The sequence below is a fragment of the Streptomyces sp. NPDC028991 genome, from assembly GCF_055564775.1.
In genome coordinates, this window is the sequence record NZ_JBVHVP010000024.1 from 64,093 (window position 1) to 80,383 (window position 16,291).

General features: G+C 73.4%; 16 protein-coding genes. 7 read left to right on the top strand and 9 right to left on the bottom strand.

Going from position 1 to position 16,291, the window contains the following annotated elements:
- Nucleotides 1-98 precede the first annotated feature (98 nt).
- On the top strand, nt 99-1,130 hold the full coding sequence (locus ACZ4V1_RS30765; RefSeq protein WP_468342621.1) for an SDR family oxidoreductase: 1,032 nt from the start codon (nt 99-101) through the stop codon (nt 1,128-1,130).
- A 151-nt stretch (nt 1,131-1,281) separates the two neighbouring features.
- Here the strand turns inward: ACZ4V1_RS30765 and ACZ4V1_RS30770 are convergent, their stop codons facing one another.
- Complete coding sequence (locus ACZ4V1_RS30770; protein ID WP_468342624.1) at nt 1,282-1,809, bottom strand: hypothetical protein; 528 nt, start codon at nt 1,807-1,809, stop codon at nt 1,282-1,284.
- 73 nt (nt 1,810-1,882) lie between these two features.
- Nucleotides 1,883-3,172 carry an ROK family protein gene (locus ACZ4V1_RS30775; RefSeq protein WP_468342627.1) on the bottom strand — a complete coding sequence of 430 codons (1,290 nt, stop codon included), beginning with the start codon at nt 3,170-3,172 and terminating at the stop codon, nt 1,883-1,885.
- Between the two features lie 245 nt (nt 3,173-3,417).
- Here ACZ4V1_RS30775 and ACZ4V1_RS30780 point away from each other — a divergent pair, with 245 nt between their 5' ends.
- The 3 genes from ACZ4V1_RS30780 to ACZ4V1_RS30790 all read left to right on the top strand — a co-directional run bounded on the left by ACZ4V1_RS30780 (nt 3,418) and on the right by ACZ4V1_RS30790 (nt 6,378).
- Entirely contained in the window at nt 3,418-3,912 is a 495-nt protein-coding gene (locus tag ACZ4V1_RS30780; protein ID WP_468342630.1) for an FBP domain-containing protein, read from the top strand.
- A gap of 115 nt (nt 3,913-4,027) precedes the next feature.
- Nucleotides 4,028-5,284 (top strand): FUSC family protein, encoded by a 1,257-nt coding sequence (locus ACZ4V1_RS30785; RefSeq protein WP_468342633.1) that lies wholly within the window; start codon nt 4,028-4,030, stop codon nt 5,282-5,284.
- Nucleotides 5,285-5,316: 32 nt separating this feature from the next.
- Entirely contained in the window at nt 5,317-6,378 is a 1,062-nt protein-coding gene (locus ACZ4V1_RS30790) for a hypothetical protein (protein ID WP_468342636.1), read from the top strand.
- 82 nt (nt 6,379-6,460) lie between these two features.
- Here ACZ4V1_RS30790 and ACZ4V1_RS30795 read toward each other — a convergent pair whose 3' ends face one another.
- Nucleotides 6,461-7,186 carry a DUF2470 domain-containing protein gene (locus ACZ4V1_RS30795; protein ID WP_468342639.1) on the bottom strand — a complete coding sequence of 242 codons (726 nt, stop codon included), beginning with the start codon at nt 7,184-7,186 and terminating at the stop codon, nt 6,461-6,463.
- A gap of 176 nt (nt 7,187-7,362) precedes the next feature.
- A complete protein-coding gene (locus ACZ4V1_RS30800; RefSeq protein WP_468342641.1) occupies nt 7,363-7,971 on the bottom strand; it encodes a TetR/AcrR family transcriptional regulator in 609 nt (202 codons plus the stop codon).
- Between the two features lie 123 nt (nt 7,972-8,094).
- Here ACZ4V1_RS30800 and ACZ4V1_RS30805 point away from each other — a divergent pair, with 123 nt between their 5' ends.
- Nucleotides 8,095-9,636 carry a cytochrome P450 gene (locus tag ACZ4V1_RS30805; RefSeq protein ID WP_468342644.1) on the top strand — a complete coding sequence of 514 codons (1,542 nt, stop codon included), beginning with the start codon at nt 8,095-8,097 and terminating at the stop codon, nt 9,634-9,636.
- Here ACZ4V1_RS30805 and ACZ4V1_RS30810 read toward each other — a convergent pair.
- The 5 genes from ACZ4V1_RS30810 to ACZ4V1_RS30830 form a co-directional block, all read right to left on the bottom strand.
- Nucleotides 9,598-10,428: a pentapeptide repeat-containing protein gene (locus ACZ4V1_RS30810; protein ID WP_468342647.1), complete on the bottom strand. Its 831-nt coding sequence runs from the start codon at nt 10,426-10,428 to the stop codon at nt 9,598-9,600. The genes ACZ4V1_RS30805 and ACZ4V1_RS30810 overlap by 39 nt on opposite strands.
- A gap of 82 nt (nt 10,429-10,510) precedes the next feature.
- Nucleotides 10,511-11,458: a sigma-70 family RNA polymerase sigma factor gene (locus tag ACZ4V1_RS30815; RefSeq protein WP_468342650.1), complete on the bottom strand. Its 948-nt coding sequence runs from the start codon at nt 11,456-11,458 to the stop codon at nt 10,511-10,513.
- A 4-nt stretch (nt 11,459-11,462) separates the two neighbouring features.
- Complete coding sequence (locus ACZ4V1_RS30820) at nt 11,463-12,206, bottom strand: PIG-L deacetylase family protein (RefSeq protein ID WP_468342653.1); 744 nt, start codon at nt 12,204-12,206, stop codon at nt 11,463-11,465.
- A gap of 52 nt (nt 12,207-12,258) precedes the next feature.
- On the bottom strand, nt 12,259-13,560 hold the full coding sequence (locus ACZ4V1_RS30825; RefSeq protein WP_468342656.1) for an alpha/beta fold hydrolase: 1,302 nt from the start codon (nt 13,558-13,560) through the stop codon (nt 12,259-12,261).
- A gap of 115 nt (nt 13,561-13,675) precedes the next feature.
- Nucleotides 13,676-14,701, bottom strand: a complete 1,026-nt coding sequence (locus ACZ4V1_RS30830; protein ID WP_468342658.1) for a LacI family DNA-binding transcriptional regulator — start codon at nt 14,699-14,701, stop codon at nt 13,676-13,678.
- A 287-nt stretch (nt 14,702-14,988) separates the two neighbouring features.
- Between ACZ4V1_RS30830 and ACZ4V1_RS30835 the strand changes: the two genes are divergently transcribed.
- Nucleotides 14,989-15,744: a (Fe-S)-binding protein gene (locus tag ACZ4V1_RS30835; RefSeq protein ID WP_468342661.1), complete on the top strand. Its 756-nt coding sequence runs from the start codon at nt 14,989-14,991 to the stop codon at nt 15,742-15,744.
- Nucleotides 15,741-16,291, top strand: a 551-nt coding sequence (locus tag ACZ4V1_RS30840; RefSeq protein ID WP_468342664.1) for an LUD domain-containing protein, incomplete at its 3' end; no start/stop codon positions are given. The genes ACZ4V1_RS30835 and ACZ4V1_RS30840, both read left to right, overlap by 4 nt.

The following is a 16,291-nucleotide window of genomic DNA, read 5'->3' on the forward strand; positions in this document are numbered from 1 at the left end:
ATTCCCCCGTCGCGATCGGGGCTTCTTCTTGCGTGCGCCGCCGACAAGGCGGGTACCCGGTGACCTCCCTGCGGGCAAGCGGCCGAGAGGAGCGCAAGGTGAGCAGCGCAACGGGCAGTCGGATCGTGGTCACGGGTGCCACCGGCAACGTGGGCACCAGCGTCGTGCGGCTTCTGTCGGAGGAACCCGGCGTGGCCTCCGTGGTCGGGCTGGCCCGGCGCCTTCCCGAGTGGTCGCCCCCGAAGACGGAGTGGGCCGCGGTCGACCTGGCCTCGGAGCAGGCCGACCTGACCGGGCACTTCGCCGGCGCCGACGCCGTGGTGCATCTGGCCTGGGCGTTCCAGCCGACGCACGACCCGGCGACGACCTGGCGCACGAACGTACTCGGCTCCATCCGGGTTTTCGAGGCGGCTGCCTCGGCCGGGGTGCCGGCGCTGGTGCACGCCTCGTCGGTCGGCGCCTACTCGCCGGGTCCGAAGGACCATGCGGTGGACGAGTCCTGGCCGACGCACGGCTGGCCGGACGCCGCGTACTGCCGGGAGAAGGCCTATCTGGAGCGCGCCCTGGACACCTTCGAGCGCGACCACCCGGGGATCCGGGTGGTACGGATGCGGCCGGCCTTCCTCTTCAAGCGGGAGTCGGCGAGCGAGCAGCGCCGGATCTTCGGCGGCAAGTTCCTGCCGGGCCCGCTTGCGCGTCCGGAGCTCCTCCCCTTCCTGCCGGACGTCCCCGGACTGCGGGTGCAGGCCCTGCACACCGACGACGCGGCGAACGCGTACCGCCTGGCGGTGCGCTCCGAGGACGCCCGGGGCCCCTTCAACCTCGCGGCCGAGCCGCCGGTCGACGCCGGTCTGCTGGGCGAGATGATCGGCGTGCGTCCGGTGCGGCTGCCCCGCACCGCGGCCCGCTCGGCGATCGCCGCGGCATGGGGCCTGCACCTGCTGCCCGCCTCCCCGCACCTGTTCGACGCGGTGCTGCGGCTGCCGCTGATGGACTGCACGCGGGCGCGTGCGGAACTGGGCTGGCGTCCGGAGCGCACGTCCACAGAGGTGCTGGAGGAGTTCCTGCAAGGCTTCCAGGAGGGCGCGGGGGCGGCCACGGAACCCCTGCGGGGGCGCAAGGTCGGCTGAGCGCAAGGACACCGCCGACAGGGCACGGCCGGCGACGCGGACCCGCCTCGCGTCGCCGACCGTGTGCCTCGCGACACCGGCCGTGTCAACACCGGCCGTGTCCTGGTCCTGCCGCCGCGCGGTCGGTCCGATGTGTACCCGTGCCGCGCGGTCAGCCCGAGGACTCGTCGGGCACCGGGTGCTCGGGGTGTACGGCCCCCGAGTGCGGGGCGCCTTGCCGGCCGGTCCCCGCCTCGTCCGTGTCGGGGACGTCGGTGGCGGACCCGGTCGCCGGTCCGGCCGTGCCGCCCGCCGGTCCGGCCGTGCCGCCCGCCGGTCCGGCCGTGCCGCCCGCCGGTCCGGTCGTGCCGCCCGCCGGTCCGGTCGTGCCGCCCGCCGGTTCCGCGGTGCCCTCGCTCGGTTCGGGCGTGCCCTCCGCCCGCTCGGGCGTGCCCTCCGCCCGCTCGGCCGCGCCCTCCGCCGGTTCCGCGGTGCCGTCCGTCGGCGCTGCGCCGTCGTCGGTGTCGTCGGCCCGGGCGTCCTCGTCATCCTCGGGGCGCTGACCCTGCTCGCGCTGCTCGCGCGTGGGCGCGGCGGCCTCCCACGGGTCGTCGCCGGTGCCGGCCTGCTGGTCGGGCATGTCCCGCGGAACGGGAGCGGCACCGTTCTCGCCCGGTCCCTCGAGGCGGTGGTCGGTCACGGCGCACTCCTTCTCTGCGGTCCTCCTGGTCGTCCGAGCGGCATCGGGTACCTCCGCGACGACCGGCGAAACCTCAGTGCGGCGCCCGCTCTTCGAGGGCGGTGCGCCAGGCGGGGACCGGGTACTGGGGTGCCGGTTCGGGGCGTCGGCCGCCGCGCGCGAAGAAGTCGGCCAGCGGCAGGATCGCGGCGCCGACCGTGACGGCGTCGGGGCCGAGCCGCCCCAGTTCGACGGTCACCTTCTCGGCGGGGTGGCGCAGCGCGTACGAGACCGCGTGGCGGCGTACGGCGGGCAGGAAGCGGGCTCCGAGCTGGAGGCCGGCCCAGCCGCCGATCAGGATGCGCTCGGGCTGGAAGAGGTTGATCAGGTCGGACAGGCCGGCGCCCAGGTACTCGGCGGTCTCCTCCAGGACGGCGAGCGCCACCGGGTCGGCCGCCGCGCCGCCGGACGGGTAGGCGGCGGCGAGCATCGTGGTCAGGGCGGTCTCCTCGTCGGTGCCGGGGGGCACCCGGCCGCCCTCCTCCCGCCAGCGGGCCAGCAGCGACTCGGCGCCCGCGTACGCCTCCAGGCAGCCGAGCGCGCCGCAGCGGCAGCGGCGGCCTCTGACCCGGACCGTCAGGTGCCCCCATTCCACCGCCCGGCCGTGCTCGGCCTCGGAGGTGACGAGACTGGCGCCGACGCCGGAGCCGAAGAGGACCACGACCGCGTTGTCGGCGCCGCGTCCGGCGCCGAACCACATCTCGGCCTGGCCGAGGGTCTTGGCGCCGTTGTCGATGAGGTAGGGGGCGGTGTCGGGCAGCGGGGAACCGGCGCGGAGGAGGGCCTCCAGCGGGACGGCGTCCCAGCCGATGGTCTGGCCGTGCACGACGGCACCCCGGTCCGGGGTGTGCTCGACGATGCCGGGGACGCCGACCCCGGCGCCGAGCAGCCGCTCGGGTGCGAGTCCGGCCGTGGCCAGCACCTCGGCGATGCCGTCGCGGATGTGACCGACGATCACCTCGACGTCGTACCGCTGCTGGGTCAGCGGGCGTTCGGCCCTGGCCAGTTCGGTGAGGGTCAGGTCGAACAGCTCGACGCGGACCCGGGTCTCGCCGACGTCCACGCCGATCATGTGACCGCTGCCGGGGGCCACGCGCAGCAGGGTGCGGGGCCTGCCGCCGTCGGAGTCGACGCTGCCGGCCTCCTCCACCAGGCCGTCGGCGACCAGGTCGGCGACGACGTTGCTGACGGAGCCGGAGCTCAGACCGGTCGCCGGGCCCAGCTCGAAGCGGCTGAGCGGGCCGTCGAAGTAGAGCCGTCGCAGTACGGCCGTGCGGTTGGCCCTCCTGAGGTCGCGTACCGTGCGCCCGTTCCGCCCCGCCATGTGGCTCCTCCCGTACCGTGCCCGGTCTGTCTGCAACATACCTCCGCCGGTCTGCCGCCCGCGACTTCCCTCTCTCCTTAATTCATGCTATGAACTCGCGCTCGACGAAATCCGCTCGCATCTCCGCCTCTCGGCTATCTACGCTAGGCGAATACCTAGGGCCCCTAGGTTTGGCTTCTGCCACTTCTGTCACTTCTGTCACTTCTATCGTTTCGATATGTTTCGATACGTAATGAGAGACCCCCATGAGAGCACTCACCGAACAGGACATCCGCGGCTCCTTCGTCAACTGCTCGAAGGGAGAGGCCAAGCGTCTGGCCGTCCCCCGCGATCTCGACCAGCGCCCCTGGGCCGATCTCGACTTCCTGGGCTGGCGGGATCCCGGTGCGCCCGACCGCAGCTATCTGGTCACCGAGCACGGTGATCGCCTCACCGGTGTGGCCCTGCGGTTCCAGCCGGTCCGGCGCGGCTTCCTCCAGCGCAGCATGTGCGCGCTGTGCCTGACCACCCATCCCCGTGGCGGGGTGTCGCTGATGACCGCACGCAAGGCGGGCCCGGCCGGCCGCGAGGGCAATTCGGTCGGCCTGTACATGTGCACCGACCTCGCCTGTTCCCTCTACCTGCGGGGCAAGAAGGTACCGGAGAGCGGCGGCCGCTTCGAGGAGAGCCTCACCCTGGAGGACCAGGTCGCCCGCACGCTCGGCAATCTGTCCGCCTTCGTCTCCAGGGTGACCGCCTGAAGATCTCGGATGCACGGAGCCGTACGGCGCGTGAGAACCACCCCCGCCCCCTTTGTCCGGTTACCGTCCTGTCCGGATACGTTCGATGCGCCTGGGGAAAGGGAACAGCCCGAGGATGCGGGATGTGCGTGAGACCGTGGCGACGGCTCTGCGGCGGGTGAAGTGGCTCCGTGACCCCATGGTCGTGCAGGCACTGCGCTCGGCCGCCGCGGCCTCGATCGCCTATGTGATCGCGGTACGGCTGACCCCCGACAAGTCGGCGGCGCCGCTCACCGCGCCGCTGACCGCGCTGCTGGTCGTCCAGGTCACCCTGTACGCCACGCTCAAGATGAGCTTCCGCCGGGTCAACGCCGTGGTGGCCGGTGTCCTGGTCGCCATCGCCTTCAGCCAGCTGGTCGGGCTGAGCTGGTGGAGTCTGGCACTGCTGATCGTGGCGGCACTGGGTGTCGGGCATCTGGTGCGGGCGCACGAGTTCGTGGCCGAGGTCGCGATCAGCGCGATGCTGGTCCTCGGCGTGACCTCGCACGGCAGCCTGGCGTGGGCACGGGTGGTGGAGACGCTGATCGGGGCGATCGTCGGCCTCGCGTTCAACCTCGTCCTCGCCCCTCCGGTATGGGTGGAGCAGGCGGGCGAGTCGATCGAGGGGCTGGCCCGGCGGGTGCGGCAGTTGATGCTGCGCATGGGCGAGGAGGCCGCCAACAGCACGCCGTTCCACGAGGCGGCGGCCCGGCTGCACGAGGCCCGCCGCCTCGACCACGACATCGGCGAGGTGGACGAGGACCTCCGGCAGGCCGAGGACAGCCTGCGGTTCAACCCCCGGGTACGCGAGGGGCTGCTCCACCGGGTGGTACTGCGCACCGGTCTGGACACCCTGGAGATCTGCACGGTGGTGATGCGGGTCCTCGCCCGCACCTTCACCGACCTCGCGAAGGAACGTGAACCGGAGCCGTTGTTCCCGCCCGAGACGGGCGCCACCATCCAGCAGCTCCTGTCCGAGATCGCCGACGCGGTGGTCAGCTTCGCCGTCCTGGTCACCACCAGCGCCAGCGACGACGCCGAGTCCGCGGAGGAGCGCCTGACCTCCGAGCTGCGGCAGGCGGCGGTCACCCGGGACAAGCTGGCCCAGCTGCTCCTGGAGGAGGTCCAGCGAGACGCCCGGCAGTGGCAGTTGCAGGGCGCGGTGCTGACCGAGGTCAACCGCATCATCGACGAGATGGACACCGAGCACCGTTCGCGCCGGCTCCTGGAGGAGCTGGACCACCACACCCGTGAGCTGCGCGAACGCATGCCGCGGCTGACCCGTCTGCGGGACCGGGCACGGGCGCTGCCGCGGAAGCGGAACCGGAGCGCCGCCGCGCGTCGTTCCCCATGAGGACAGTGAGAACCGCAAGAGGGGGCGTACGGATGACCGACACCAGCGTACGGATCGACGGGAACAGGCTCCTGCTGCCGGGGGGTGCGTCGGTCCGCTTCATCCGCACCCTGCGACTGCCCGAGACCGGCACCCACCCGCTGCCGCCGGGGCTGGGCGAGTTCCCGGTCCGACCGGTCGCCGACTACCCGGACACCGTGCCCGAGGCATGGCGGGCACGCGGCGGCGTGATGCTGCCGGTGTACCTGCGCGAGGCCATGTGGCTGAGTTTCGCCGGCACCGAGGAACCCGCCGCGCTCCAGGTCGGGGTGGGCAAGGTGTGCGCGGTCTCGGGCAGGCCCTGGAGCGACCGGCTGACCCGCGACCCGCAGAACTACGTGGTGCTCCCCCGCCAGCCCTGGCTGGACGGCATCAACTCCGGGACGGGCACGGTCCGTCAGTTCGTGGCGGTGCCACTCGGCATGGGGGCGACCGTGGAGGGCCAGGTCACCGGCGAGGAGGTCTGGGGCGGCGTCCAGTTGCAGGCCTTCCCGCTCAACGACGCCGAGCTGGCCCGCTGGCGGGAGGAGGAGCGGCGCCGGGCCGAGATGACGCGCAGGGCGGCCCGGTCGGGCGGTGGCGGTGCCTTCGGCGCCCCGATGCCATTGTCGGCCCCCGCCGCGCCGGGCGCGGCCTACGGAGGCGCGGCCCGCCCCCGGTCCGCCCCGGCCATGGGGCTCGGCGTCGGCGGGTCCATGCGGCAGGAGGTCTACCGCGACGAACGGCCGCTGACCGACTGGGCCGAGCGGCCCGCCGGCCGGGTCTTCGTGCATCTGGTGACGCCTCCGCAGTGGCGGCGCGTCACGGGCGAGGCGCCGCCGCCGTCCCCCGTGGACCGGGCCGCGTACACGCGCGCGGGACTGCCCTGGTACGACTACTACGACCAGGACGCCCACGATCTCGCGCCCACCGAGCCGCTCGGGGACGTCAAGCCGGTCGGGCACTGGGTCGGGGACGACCACGAGCCGTGGCAGGCGCCCACGCGGCAGCAGGTCCGGCCGCTCAAGGACGCACCGGGCGCACCCGGCTCACCGGTGGAGGACGGGGACTGGTAGACACGGGGCCGCCGATCGTCGGAGGCGCGGACCGCGGCCACCGGGCCGCCCTCACCGGCCGGCGCCGGCGGGGTTTTCGGCCTCACCCGTCGCCGTCTGCGCGCTGCCGCTGCAGGGCCCGGGGGCAGGAGGCGGCGCTCGCCTGCGCCAGCAGTACGTGCATGCGCTCCGTGAGCTGCGCGATGTCGTCGGCGGGCGCGTGGAAGGGCAGCCGCACGTCGCCGTGGGCGCGGGCGCGCTCGATGCGCAGCGTCAGTCCGTGCCGGTCGACGGCGAGCGGTCGCACCCGGACCGCGCCGTGCAGGCTGTCGGCGTCGACGAGCCGGCTCAGCCGCTCGACGGCGTCACCGTGGCAGTCGGCGAGATGGGTCAGCAGCCGGGCCTCGGCCAGGGCCAGCGGGTCGGGCCCGGCGGCGGCGAACTCGTCGAGGCCGACGACCACGGCACCGGACGGCTGCCTCAGCACCACGCGCGTGGGCGTGAACGCCAAATGGCCGTCCTCCAGGGCGAACCGGCCCGCGAGCCAGAGCCGGGCCCTGATCCGGCCCCGCACCGGGACGGGCGCCACGTCGGCGAACTCGAGTACGGCGGACGGCTCGCCCCGGGGCGCGCAGATCGCCGCCGCGAGCAGGGCGCTGTCCTCGGGCACGTGCAGCAGCACCCGGCCGCCGTCGGCCACGGAGTGCGCGCCGACGAACTCCTCGCGGCCGCCCTCCGCGGTCACCGCACAGGACCAGGCGGCGGCGAGTACGGAGCGGGCCTGCTCCGCCGCGGCAGGCGCGGCCGTCCAGGTGTGACTGTCGCCCATCCCCGACCTCCTTCGACAGTTCGTTGGGCAATGATTCATTAGGTAAGGCTCACCTAACCTATCGGAGATCGGGGTGCGCGCCAACCAGGACGCCTGATCTTCGCGAGACTTTTTCAGCCCTCCCGAGGGCGCACTTCAGCGGCCTGACAGCGCGTTTCGGAGTGCAACGGGGGCGCTCACGGCGCGATGGCACCCAGCAGAGCCCGTGCGCACAGGTCGCGCACCTGCTCACGGGCCGGCTCCGGGTCCCGCAGCCACTCCAGGCAGACCGCGGTGGTGAACGCCAGCCAGCCGCGCACCGCCAGCCGCACATCGGTCCGCGCCTCGAAGGCCGGACCGAACTCCGGGTCGGCGGACAGGGCTTCGAGGATCTGCCGCTCCTGTGCCGCGAGCGCCTGCCGATAGATCCGGCGCACCGCCTGGTCTCCGGTCGCGTCGGCGCGGTGGAAGGCGCGGTAGCCGTGCGCGTGGGCCCGGACGTACTCCAGGTACGCGTCGAGTCCGGCCGTGAGCTGCTCCCGGACCGGTACGCCGGGCACGGCCGCCGTCATCCGCAGCATGCGCTCGCTCTCGCGCTCGACGACCGCCGCGAAGAAGTCCCGTTTGGTCGGGAAGTAGTGGTACAGCAGCCCGCGGGAGACGCCGGCGATCTCGGCGACCTGCTCGATCCACACGTCGTCGTAGGGGCTGTCCGAGAACAGCCGCGCACCCACCGACAGCAACTGCTCCCGGCGCTCGCCGGTGCTGAGCCGGCGGCGCGTGCGCTCGCCCTGGTTCGCGGCCATGCCCCGCACCTTACTTGACGTCGGTTCAACAACGGGACGAGACTGAGGCGCGCTATTGAATCCATGTACAACACGCTCGCCTCGGCACGTGCAACACGCCGCTGCGTCAAGGGAGATCGCGTCATGGCGGAGACGACGAAGAGCCTGGCCCGGGACGGACTGCCGAAGGGCTTTCGCGGCGCCGAGCTGGGCTGGCCCGAACTGCACCGAATACCGCGTCCGCCGTACCGGCTCCCCCTGCTCGGGGACGTGGTCGGCGCGAGCAGGCGCACCCCGATGCAGGACTCGCTGCGCTACGCCCGGCGGCTCGGGCCGATATTCCGGCGACGGGCCTTCGGCAAGGAGTTCGTCTTCGTGTGGGGCGCCGGGCTCGCCGCCGACCTCGCCGACGAGGAGCGGTTCGCCAAGCACGTGGGGCTCGGCGTGGCCAACCTGCGGCCGGTCGCCGGCGACGGACTGTTCACGGCGTACAACCACGAACCCAACTGGCAGCTCGCGCACGACGTGCTGGCGCCCGGCTTCAGCCGCGAGGCCATGGCCGGCTACCACGCGATGATGCTGGACGTGGCCGGACGCCTGACGGACCACTGGGACCGGGCCCGGACGGCGGGCCGGGCGGTGGACGTGCCCGGCGACATGACCAAGCTGACGCTGGAGACGATCGCGCGCACCGGCTTCGGGCACGACTTCGGGTCCTTCGAGCGTGCCCGGCTCCATCCCTTCGTGACCGCGATGGTGGGCACACTCACCTACGCGCAGCGCCTGAACACCGTCCCGGCCCCCCTGGCCCCGTGGCTGCTGCGCGGCGCGAACCGCCGCAACACCGCCGACATCGCCTACCTCGACCGCACCGTCGACGACCTGGTCCGCGCCCGCCGGGCAGCCCGCGGGGACGGCGACCTGCTCGACCGGATGCTGGACACGGCCCATCCCGCGACCGGTGAGCGGCTGTCGGCCGAGAACGTCCGCCGTCAGGTCATCACGTTCCTGGTGGCCGGACACGAGACCACGTCGGGCGCGCTCTCCTTCGCCTTGCACTACCTCGCCCAGCACCCCGACGTCGCCGCCCGGGCCCGCGCCGAGGTCGACCGGGTATGGGGCGACACCCAGACGCCGGCCTACGAACAGGTGGCCAAGCTGCGCTACGTGCGCCGGGTGCTGGACGAGGCGCTGCGGCTGTGGCCGACCGCGCCCGCCTTCGCGCGGGAAGCCCGCCGGGACACGGTGCTGGGCGGGACGTATCCGATGCGGCGGGGCGCCTGGGCGCTGGTCCTCACGGGGATGCTGCATCGCGACCCGGAGGTGTGGGGGCCGGACGCCGACCTGTTCGACCCGGACCGCTTCGAGGCGAAGGCCGCACGGTCGCGTGCCCCGCACACCTTCAAGCCGTTCGGTACGGGTGCGCGGGCGTGCATCGGAAGGCAGTTCGCGCTGCACGAGGCGACGCTGGTCCTCGGACTGCTGCTGCGCCGCTACGAGCTGCGGCCCGAGCCCGGGTACCGGCTGCGGGTGACCGAGCGGCTGACGCTGATGCCCGAGGGGCTGCGGCTGCGGCTGGACCGGCGGACCGCGGCCGGCCGGCCCCGGGCGACCGCGGACCGCGCCCCCGCCACCGGGGAGGCCGCCTCAGAGCCCCGCTGTCCAGTGCACGGGACGGGTGACTGATCCCGGCAGCCTGGTTCCGGAGCCGCCCCGGGCCGCGGTGAGCTGTGGCTGGGTCAGGAAGAAGGCTCCGGTCAGGTCCGCGTCCGTGAGGTCGGCGTCGCGCAGGTCCGCGCCGATCAGGTCCGCGCCCCGCAGGTCCGCGCCGGTGAGGTCGGCGGCGATGAGGTAGGCGCCGCGCAGATCGGCACCGTTGAGGTCGGCGCCCTTGAGACGGGCACCCATCAGGTCGGCGTTGCGACGGTTCTTCTTCTTGCCGCGCGCGCCGGCGCGCACGAGTTCACTGGTGCGCAGCAGCAGCGCGTTGACCCGCTGCCGGTGCGCCGTGACGTCGAGGGCGGCCAGCTCCTCGGGGGACCCTTCGGTGAGACGTTCGGTGTCGGCCAGAGCACGGCGCAGGTCGGCGTGGACCGGGCGGGCCGCGGGCAGGGTCAGCGCCTCGGTCAGGTACCAGAGCAGCTCGTGCAGTTGCCGGACGACCGGGAAGACCTCGAACACGCGGCGGGTGCCCTCCGGCGGACCGGTGCGCCAGTCCCGGCCGCCGAAGGTGACCTGCGAGACCTTCTGCCCGGCGCCGAAGCAGTCGTAGACCGTGCAGCCGGTGAAACCGCTCTGCCGCAGCCGCGCGTGGATACCGCAACGGTGATCCTCCCCGAGATTCGGGCAGGGCTTTCCGGCGTCCTTGTCGATGGCGAAGTCCGCCGAGCGGGAGAAGGGCAGGGCCACGCAGCACAGGCCGAAGCACCGCTCGCAGTCGCCGCGCAGTTCCGCCTGGTCAGCCGTGTTCGCATGCATGATGCCGAGGATACGGGCCGTCGGCGCACCCCCGCGCCGACGGCCCCCGCCTCCGGCCCCGGGCCCCGGTGAGCGGCGCCGGTCAGGCCTCCAGGTCGGGCAGGTCCAGTCGGGCCAGCCGCTCCGGGTCGGACAGGATGTAGAGCCCGGTGATGAGTCCGTCGACGACGGTGACGTAGGTGACCGACCGCGGACGTCCCTCGGACACGGCGACGGTGCCGACCGCGCCGTTGACCAGGACGAGACGTGCCAGGCCGGCGAGATGGCGGAAGTGGAACGCTCCGGTGGCGACCGTCCGCGCCCCCCGCACCACCTTCGAGGCCGCCAATCCCGAGGCCAGCGCGCCGGCGTCGGCCCGCAGCACCACGTCCGGGTGGAGTACGGACACCAGTGCCTCGAAGTCACCTGCGCGGCTGGCGGCCAGGAACGCCTCGACGGCCTGACGCTGCCGGCCGAGATCGGGGTCGGCCGCGGGCGTGGCGTCCCGGGCCCGGCGCCGGGCCCTGCTGGCCAGCTGCCGGGTGGCGGCGGGGCTGCGCTCCACGATCGCCGCGATGTCCTCGAAGGGCACGGAGAACATGTCGTGCAGCACGAACGCCAGCCGCTCGGCCGGCTCCAGGGTCTCCAGTACGACCAGCAGGGCCAGCCCCACCGAGTCGGTGTGCAGCGCCTCCTGCTCCGGATCGCCCTGCGGCAGCGCCCTCAGCAGGGGATCCGGCACGAAGGTGTCGAAGCCCTCGGCCATCGGCTCCTCACGGCGCGAGGTGCGTGAGCGCAGCATGTCCAGGCAGACCCGGCCGGTCACCGTGGTCAGCCACGCGCCGAGGTTGTCGATGCCGTCCGCGCCGGCGCGGTCCAGGCGCAGCCACGCCTCCTGCACCGCGTCCTCCGCCTCGGTCAGTGAACCGAGCATGCGGTAGGCCACCGCCTTCAGCTGCCCACGGTGCTCCTCGAACCGCTCCGCCACACGCTGCTGCCCCTGCACGCTCCGCTCCCCCTGATCCGCCTGGTCCCCTCGGCCCCCCGCCATGGCGCTACCGTCCGAAGACTTCGAAGGTCACGGCCGGCTTTCCGCCGAATCGCTCACCCGCGGCCTCGGCGTAGCCCGTGAGGAATCCGCGCACGTACGTCTCCGGGTCCTCGTCGGTCAGCACCTCGATGTACGTGCGGTGTTCGAGCAGGGAGCGCACCGCGCGCTCCAGCCCCGGCGTGGCGTCCACGGCGTGCGTGGGCGAGGAGGAACCCGCGACGGCGACCCAGCGCACCCCGCCCCAGGGTTCGAGGCCCTGCTCGGTCAGCTCCGGGAAGATCCACCGGTTGCCGGCGTCACCCGCGGCGTCGAGCGTGGCGCGGCCGACGGCCACGTGGTCCGGGGTGTTCCAGGCGACGCCGCCCCAGGTGTCCCGGTGGTTGAGGGTGATGACCAGCTCGGGCCGGTGCCGGCGGATGGCCGCGGCGATGTCGCGTCGCAGGGCGGTGCCGTACTCGACGACGCCGTCCCGGTGGTCGAGGAACTCCACCTCGCTCACCCCGACGACGGCCGCGCTCGCCCGCTGCTCCCGCTCCCGCAGAGGGCCGCACTCGGCGGGCGCCATGGTGTCGATGCCCGCCTCGCCCCGGGTCGCCAGGACATAGGCGACCTCGCGGCCCTCGTCGGTCCAGGCCGCGATCGCCGCCGAGCAGCCGTACTCCAGGTCGTCCGGGTGGGCGACGACGGCCAGGGCGCGCCGCCAGTCGCCGGGCATGGGCTCCAGTTGCGTGATCGTCGGCTCCGTCATGCCCGCACACTAACCCGTGCCACCGACATTCCTCCCGGGATTCGGGCGTCGTTCAGGCCTCGTCGCGGGCGAGCGCGATCAGCCGGTCCAGGACCCGGGGGCCGCCGGCCCGTACACCGTCGTGCTCGAACTCGTCGGTGACCCAGGTGCGCAGGCCGCGGATCGTGCGGGCGGTGGTCAGGGCGTGGCCGGTGTCGACGTACATGTCGTCGTGGTAGACGGCCGCGGCGGCCGGCACCTCGTTGGCGGCCAGGCGGGCCGGGTCGTACAGGGGCGTCCAGCCGGTGCGGGCGGCGAGCAGTTCGGCGGTCTCGCGCAGCGGGCGCAGCGCCGGGTCGCAGTCGAACATCCAGGGGTGGACCGACTCGCCGGTGAACAGCAGCGGTTCGTCGCCGGCGAGGGCCTTGGCGGCGTCGAAGCGCGGGAACTCGGCGCGGACCCGCTCGGCCGACCAGCCGGTGGGGCGCGCGTCCTGGCCGTAGATGGCCTCGTGGACCAGGGCGTAGAGCGGGTGGCCGGCGTACGACAGCAGGCCCTGCGCCTGCTCCTGGAACGCGTCGGACAGCTCGTGGCCCCGCGGGGTGCGGACGAAGGCGTCCTCCAGGAGGAAGTGCAGGCGGTGGCTGCCCTCGCCGCCGCCGAGGAGGATGCCGAGGGACTGGAAGGCCTCCGCGGTGAGCCGGTAGCCGTTCGGCAGGACCACGTCGTGGGTGAGCAGGTGGTCGGCGATGCGGCGGGCACGCTCGACGTCCTGCGGGTAGCGGGCGTAGTGCGCGAGGACCTTGCGCTCGATGCGGGGGTAGGCGGCCCGGTAGACGTCGTCGGCGTGGGCGTCGAGGGAGGGCAGGCCGCCGGTGATCAGCGCGGTGCTCAGCCCCTCGGGCGCCAGCGACAGGTAGGCGACGGTGCAGAACCCGCCGAAGCTCTGGCCGAGGACGGTCCAGGGGGCGCCGCCGGTGACCTCGGGGCGGATCGCCTCGCAGTCGCGGACGATGGCGTCGGCGCGGAAGTGGGTGAGGTAGTCGGCCTGCTCGGCGGGGCCGCCGCGCAGCGGCAGCGTCTGGCGGTTGGCGGGTGTGGAGGCGCCGGTGCCGCGCTGGTCGAGGAGGAGCACCCGGTAGTCCTTCAGGGCCCGCCCGAGCCAGGCCGGCCGTCCGATGAAACGGTTCGCCCCGAAGCCGGGGCCGCCCTGGAGGTAGACCAGCCACGGCAGGTTCCGGCCCGTCCTGTCGCTCGCGACGACCTCGCGGGCGTACAGCTCGATCGTCTCCCCGGAGGGGTGCGCGTGGTCGAGGGGCACGGTGAAACGGCGGTCGGTGAGGACGACGCCGGGCTGGCGGTAGCTGACGCTCAACGGGGCTCCCGGGGCGGACGGACCATACGGACGGATCTTTCGACCGTGTCCCAGTTCAGCACATGGTTCTGCGGCCTCCGACCCCCGGGACGGGAATTTCGTGCTGAACGACGGGTCAGCGGGCGGGGAGGCTCGAGCGCCGCACCACCAGTTCGGGCTGGAGCACCACCCGCCGGTGCGTGTGGGCCCGGTCCGCGCCCTCCGCCTCCGTCTCCTCCAGGAGCAGCTCGGCGGCCATGGCGCCCATGGTGACGGCCGGCTGGCGCACGGAGGTGAGCGGCACGGCCGCGGCCGCCGCGAACTCGATGTCGTCGTAGCCGACGATCGCGAGGTCGTCGGGGACGCCGACACCGGCGGCGTACACCGCCTGCAGCACGCCCAGGGCGAGGAGGTCGTTGGCGCAGAAGACGGCGGTCGGCCGGTCGGAGAGGCCGAGGAGGCGGGCGCCGGCGTCCCGGCCCGCGGCGACGTCGAGCCGCTCGGTGGGCAGTTCGCGCAGCGCGTCCGCGCCGAGTCCGGCCTCGGCGAGCACGTGCAGGGCGCCGGTGCGGCGGTCGCGCACCTGGTTGAGGCCGGGCGGGCCGCTGACGTAGGCGATGGAGCGGTGTCCGGCGTCCACGAGGTGACGTACCGCCAGGGCGCCGCCCGCGACGTCGTCGACGGAGACGGAGCACTCGGTGGTGCCCTCGGCGACACGGTCGACCAGCACGAAGGGGATGTTGTGCCGCCGGAAGCCCTCGATGTTGCGGCCGGTGGCGTCGGCCGGGGTCAGCAGTACGCCGCGGACCCGCTGCTCGGCGAAGAGCGAGAGGTACTCGGCCTCCTCTGCCGGGTTCTGCGCGCTGTTGCAGACCATCACGCCGAGCCCGGCGTCGCGCGCGGCCCGCTCGGCACCGCGCGCGACGTCGACGAAGAAGGGGTTGCCCATGTCCAGCACGAGCAGCCCCATGATGCGGCTGCGGCCCGCGCGCAGCTGACGCGCCGACTCGCTGCGGACGTAGCCGAGCCGGTCGATCTCGGCCAGTACGCGCGCGCGGGTCTCGGTCGCGACGGTGTCGGGGCGGTTGATGACGTTGGAGACCGTGCCCACGGATACTCCGGCGGCGCGGGCGACGTCCTTGATACCCACCGAATGGGCCATCGGGCAGGGACCTCCAGGGTCGGGCTGGGAGACGCACCAGGACGAGGGGCGGCCGGGAGATCTTCACATTACCCGCGCCGCCCCGCGAAGGCCCCCGTCAGGAGGGCGGCCGGAAGCCGACGACCTGGACTGGAGGAAGCGGCGGCGTGGGGCCACCGGTCGACGTACCCGGCCCCCGGGCGGCCTCACCGGGACGCACCGGGGGCTCCCCCGGCCCCGGTCTGCCGACTACCCTGCGTTCATCCGATGATCACGGTGTTCGAGCTGACCGATCACAAGGAGCCGCGATGCGTGTCGCCCTGTTCCTGACCTGCGTCAACGACACGCTGTATCCGGACACCGGCCGCGCCGTGGTGGGACTGCTGACCAGACTGGGCGTCGAGGTCGACTTCCCGATGGCCCAGACCTGCTGCGGGCAGGCGCACTACAACACCGGCTACCGGCACGGGGCGGAGCCGTCGGCCCGGCACTTCGCGGACGTCTTCGAGGGCTACGAGGCGATCGTGACGCCGTCGGGTTCGTGCGGGGCGATGGTGCGGGAACTGTATCCGCGGCTGGGCGAGCGGGCGCGTGCCGAGGGGCGCGGGGACACGCTCGCGGCCACGCTGGCGCCGGTGGTGCCGAAGACGTTCGAGCTGACGGAGTTCCTGGTCGACGTGCTGGGGGTGACCGACGTGGGGGCGTACTACCCGCACACGGTCACGTACCACCCGACCTGCCACGGACTGCGCGGCCTGGGCCTGGGCGACCGGCCGCGGCGGCTGCTGGAGGCGGTGAAGGGGCTGGAGCTGGTCGAATTGCCCGGAGCCGAGGAGTGCTGCGGTTTCGGTGGCACCTTCGCGGTGAAGAACGCGGACGTGTCGGCGGCGATGGGCGCGGACAAGGTGCGCAACGCCGAGTCCACCGGCGCCGAAGTGCTGTGCGCGGCCGACAACTCCTGCCTGATGCACATCGGCGGGACCATGACACGGTTGCGGTCGGGCATGCGGCCGGTGCACATCGCGGAGATCCTGGCGGGCACGGAGGAGGCGGTGGCCGCATGAGCGGGACGTATCTGGGGATGCCGGCCTTTCCCGAGGCGGCGCGTGCGGCGGTGCACGATCCGACGCTGCGCGGGAACCTGCGGCACGCCACGCACACCATCCGGGACAAGCGGGCGCGCGCGGTCGCGGAGCTGGAGGACTGGGCGGCGCTGCGCGAGGCCGGGAAGCGGATCAAGGACCACACGCTGCGCCGTCTCGACCGGTACCTGGTGCAGGTGGAGAAGGCGGTCACGGCGGCCGGGGGGACGGTGCACTGGGCCGCCGACGCGGACGAGGCCAACCGGATCGTCACCCGGCTGGTGCAGGCCACCGGCGAACGCGAGGTCGTCAAGGTCAAGTCGATGGCGACGCAGGAGATCGGTCTCAACGAGGCGCTGGAGGCGGCGGGGATCCACGCCTACGAGACCGATCTCGCCGAGCTGATCGTGCAGTTGGGCAAGGACCGGCCCTCGCACATCCTGGTCCCGGCGATCCACCGCAACCGCGGTGAGATCCGGGACATCTTCCGCTCCGAGATGGGCGCCTGGGGCCGCCCGGCACCCGAGGC

What these genes read in the sequence shown, in the direction of transcription:
- ACZ4V1_RS30775 (WP_468342627.1), bottom strand. Translation starts at nt 3,172, where the DNA reads ATGGCGGGGCGGAACGGGCGCACGGTACGCGACCTCAGGAGGGCCAAC.
- ACZ4V1_RS30780 (WP_468342630.1), top strand. Translation starts at nt 3,418, where the DNA reads ATGAGAGCACTCACCGAACAGGACATCCGCGGCTCCTTCGTCAACTGC.
- ACZ4V1_RS30785 (WP_468342633.1), top strand. Translation starts at nt 4,028, where the DNA reads ATGCGGGATGTGCGTGAGACCGTGGCGACGGCTCTGCGGCGGGTGAAG.
- ACZ4V1_RS30790 (WP_468342636.1), top strand. Translation starts at nt 5,317, where the DNA reads ATGACCGACACCAGCGTACGGATCGACGGGAACAGGCTCCTGCTGCCG.
- ACZ4V1_RS30795 (WP_468342639.1), bottom strand. Translation starts at nt 7,186, where the DNA reads ATGGGCGACAGTCACACCTGGACGGCCGCGCCTGCCGCGGCGGAGCAG.
- ACZ4V1_RS30800 (WP_468342641.1), bottom strand. Translation starts at nt 7,971, where the DNA reads ATGGCCGCGAACCAGGGCGAGCGCACGCGCCGCCGGCTCAGCACCGGC.
- ACZ4V1_RS30805 (WP_468342644.1), top strand. Translation starts at nt 8,095, where the DNA reads ATGGCGGAGACGACGAAGAGCCTGGCCCGGGACGGACTGCCGAAGGGC.
- ACZ4V1_RS30810 (WP_468342647.1), bottom strand. Translation starts at nt 10,428, where the DNA reads ATGCATGCGAACACGGCTGACCAGGCGGAACTGCGCGGCGACTGCGAG.
- ACZ4V1_RS30815 (WP_468342650.1), bottom strand. Translation starts at nt 11,458, where the DNA reads ATGGCGGGGGGCCGAGGGGACCAGGCGGATCAGGGGGAGCGGAGCGTG.
- ACZ4V1_RS30820 (WP_468342653.1), bottom strand. Translation starts at nt 12,206, where the DNA reads ATGACGGAGCCGACGATCACGCAACTGGAGCCCATGCCCGGCGACTGG.
- ACZ4V1_RS30830 (WP_468342658.1), bottom strand. Translation starts at nt 14,701, where the DNA reads ATGGCCCATTCGGTGGGTATCAAGGACGTCGCCCGCGCCGCCGGAGTA.
- ACZ4V1_RS30835 (WP_468342661.1), top strand. Translation starts at nt 14,989, where the DNA reads ATGCGTGTCGCCCTGTTCCTGACCTGCGTCAACGACACGCTGTATCCG.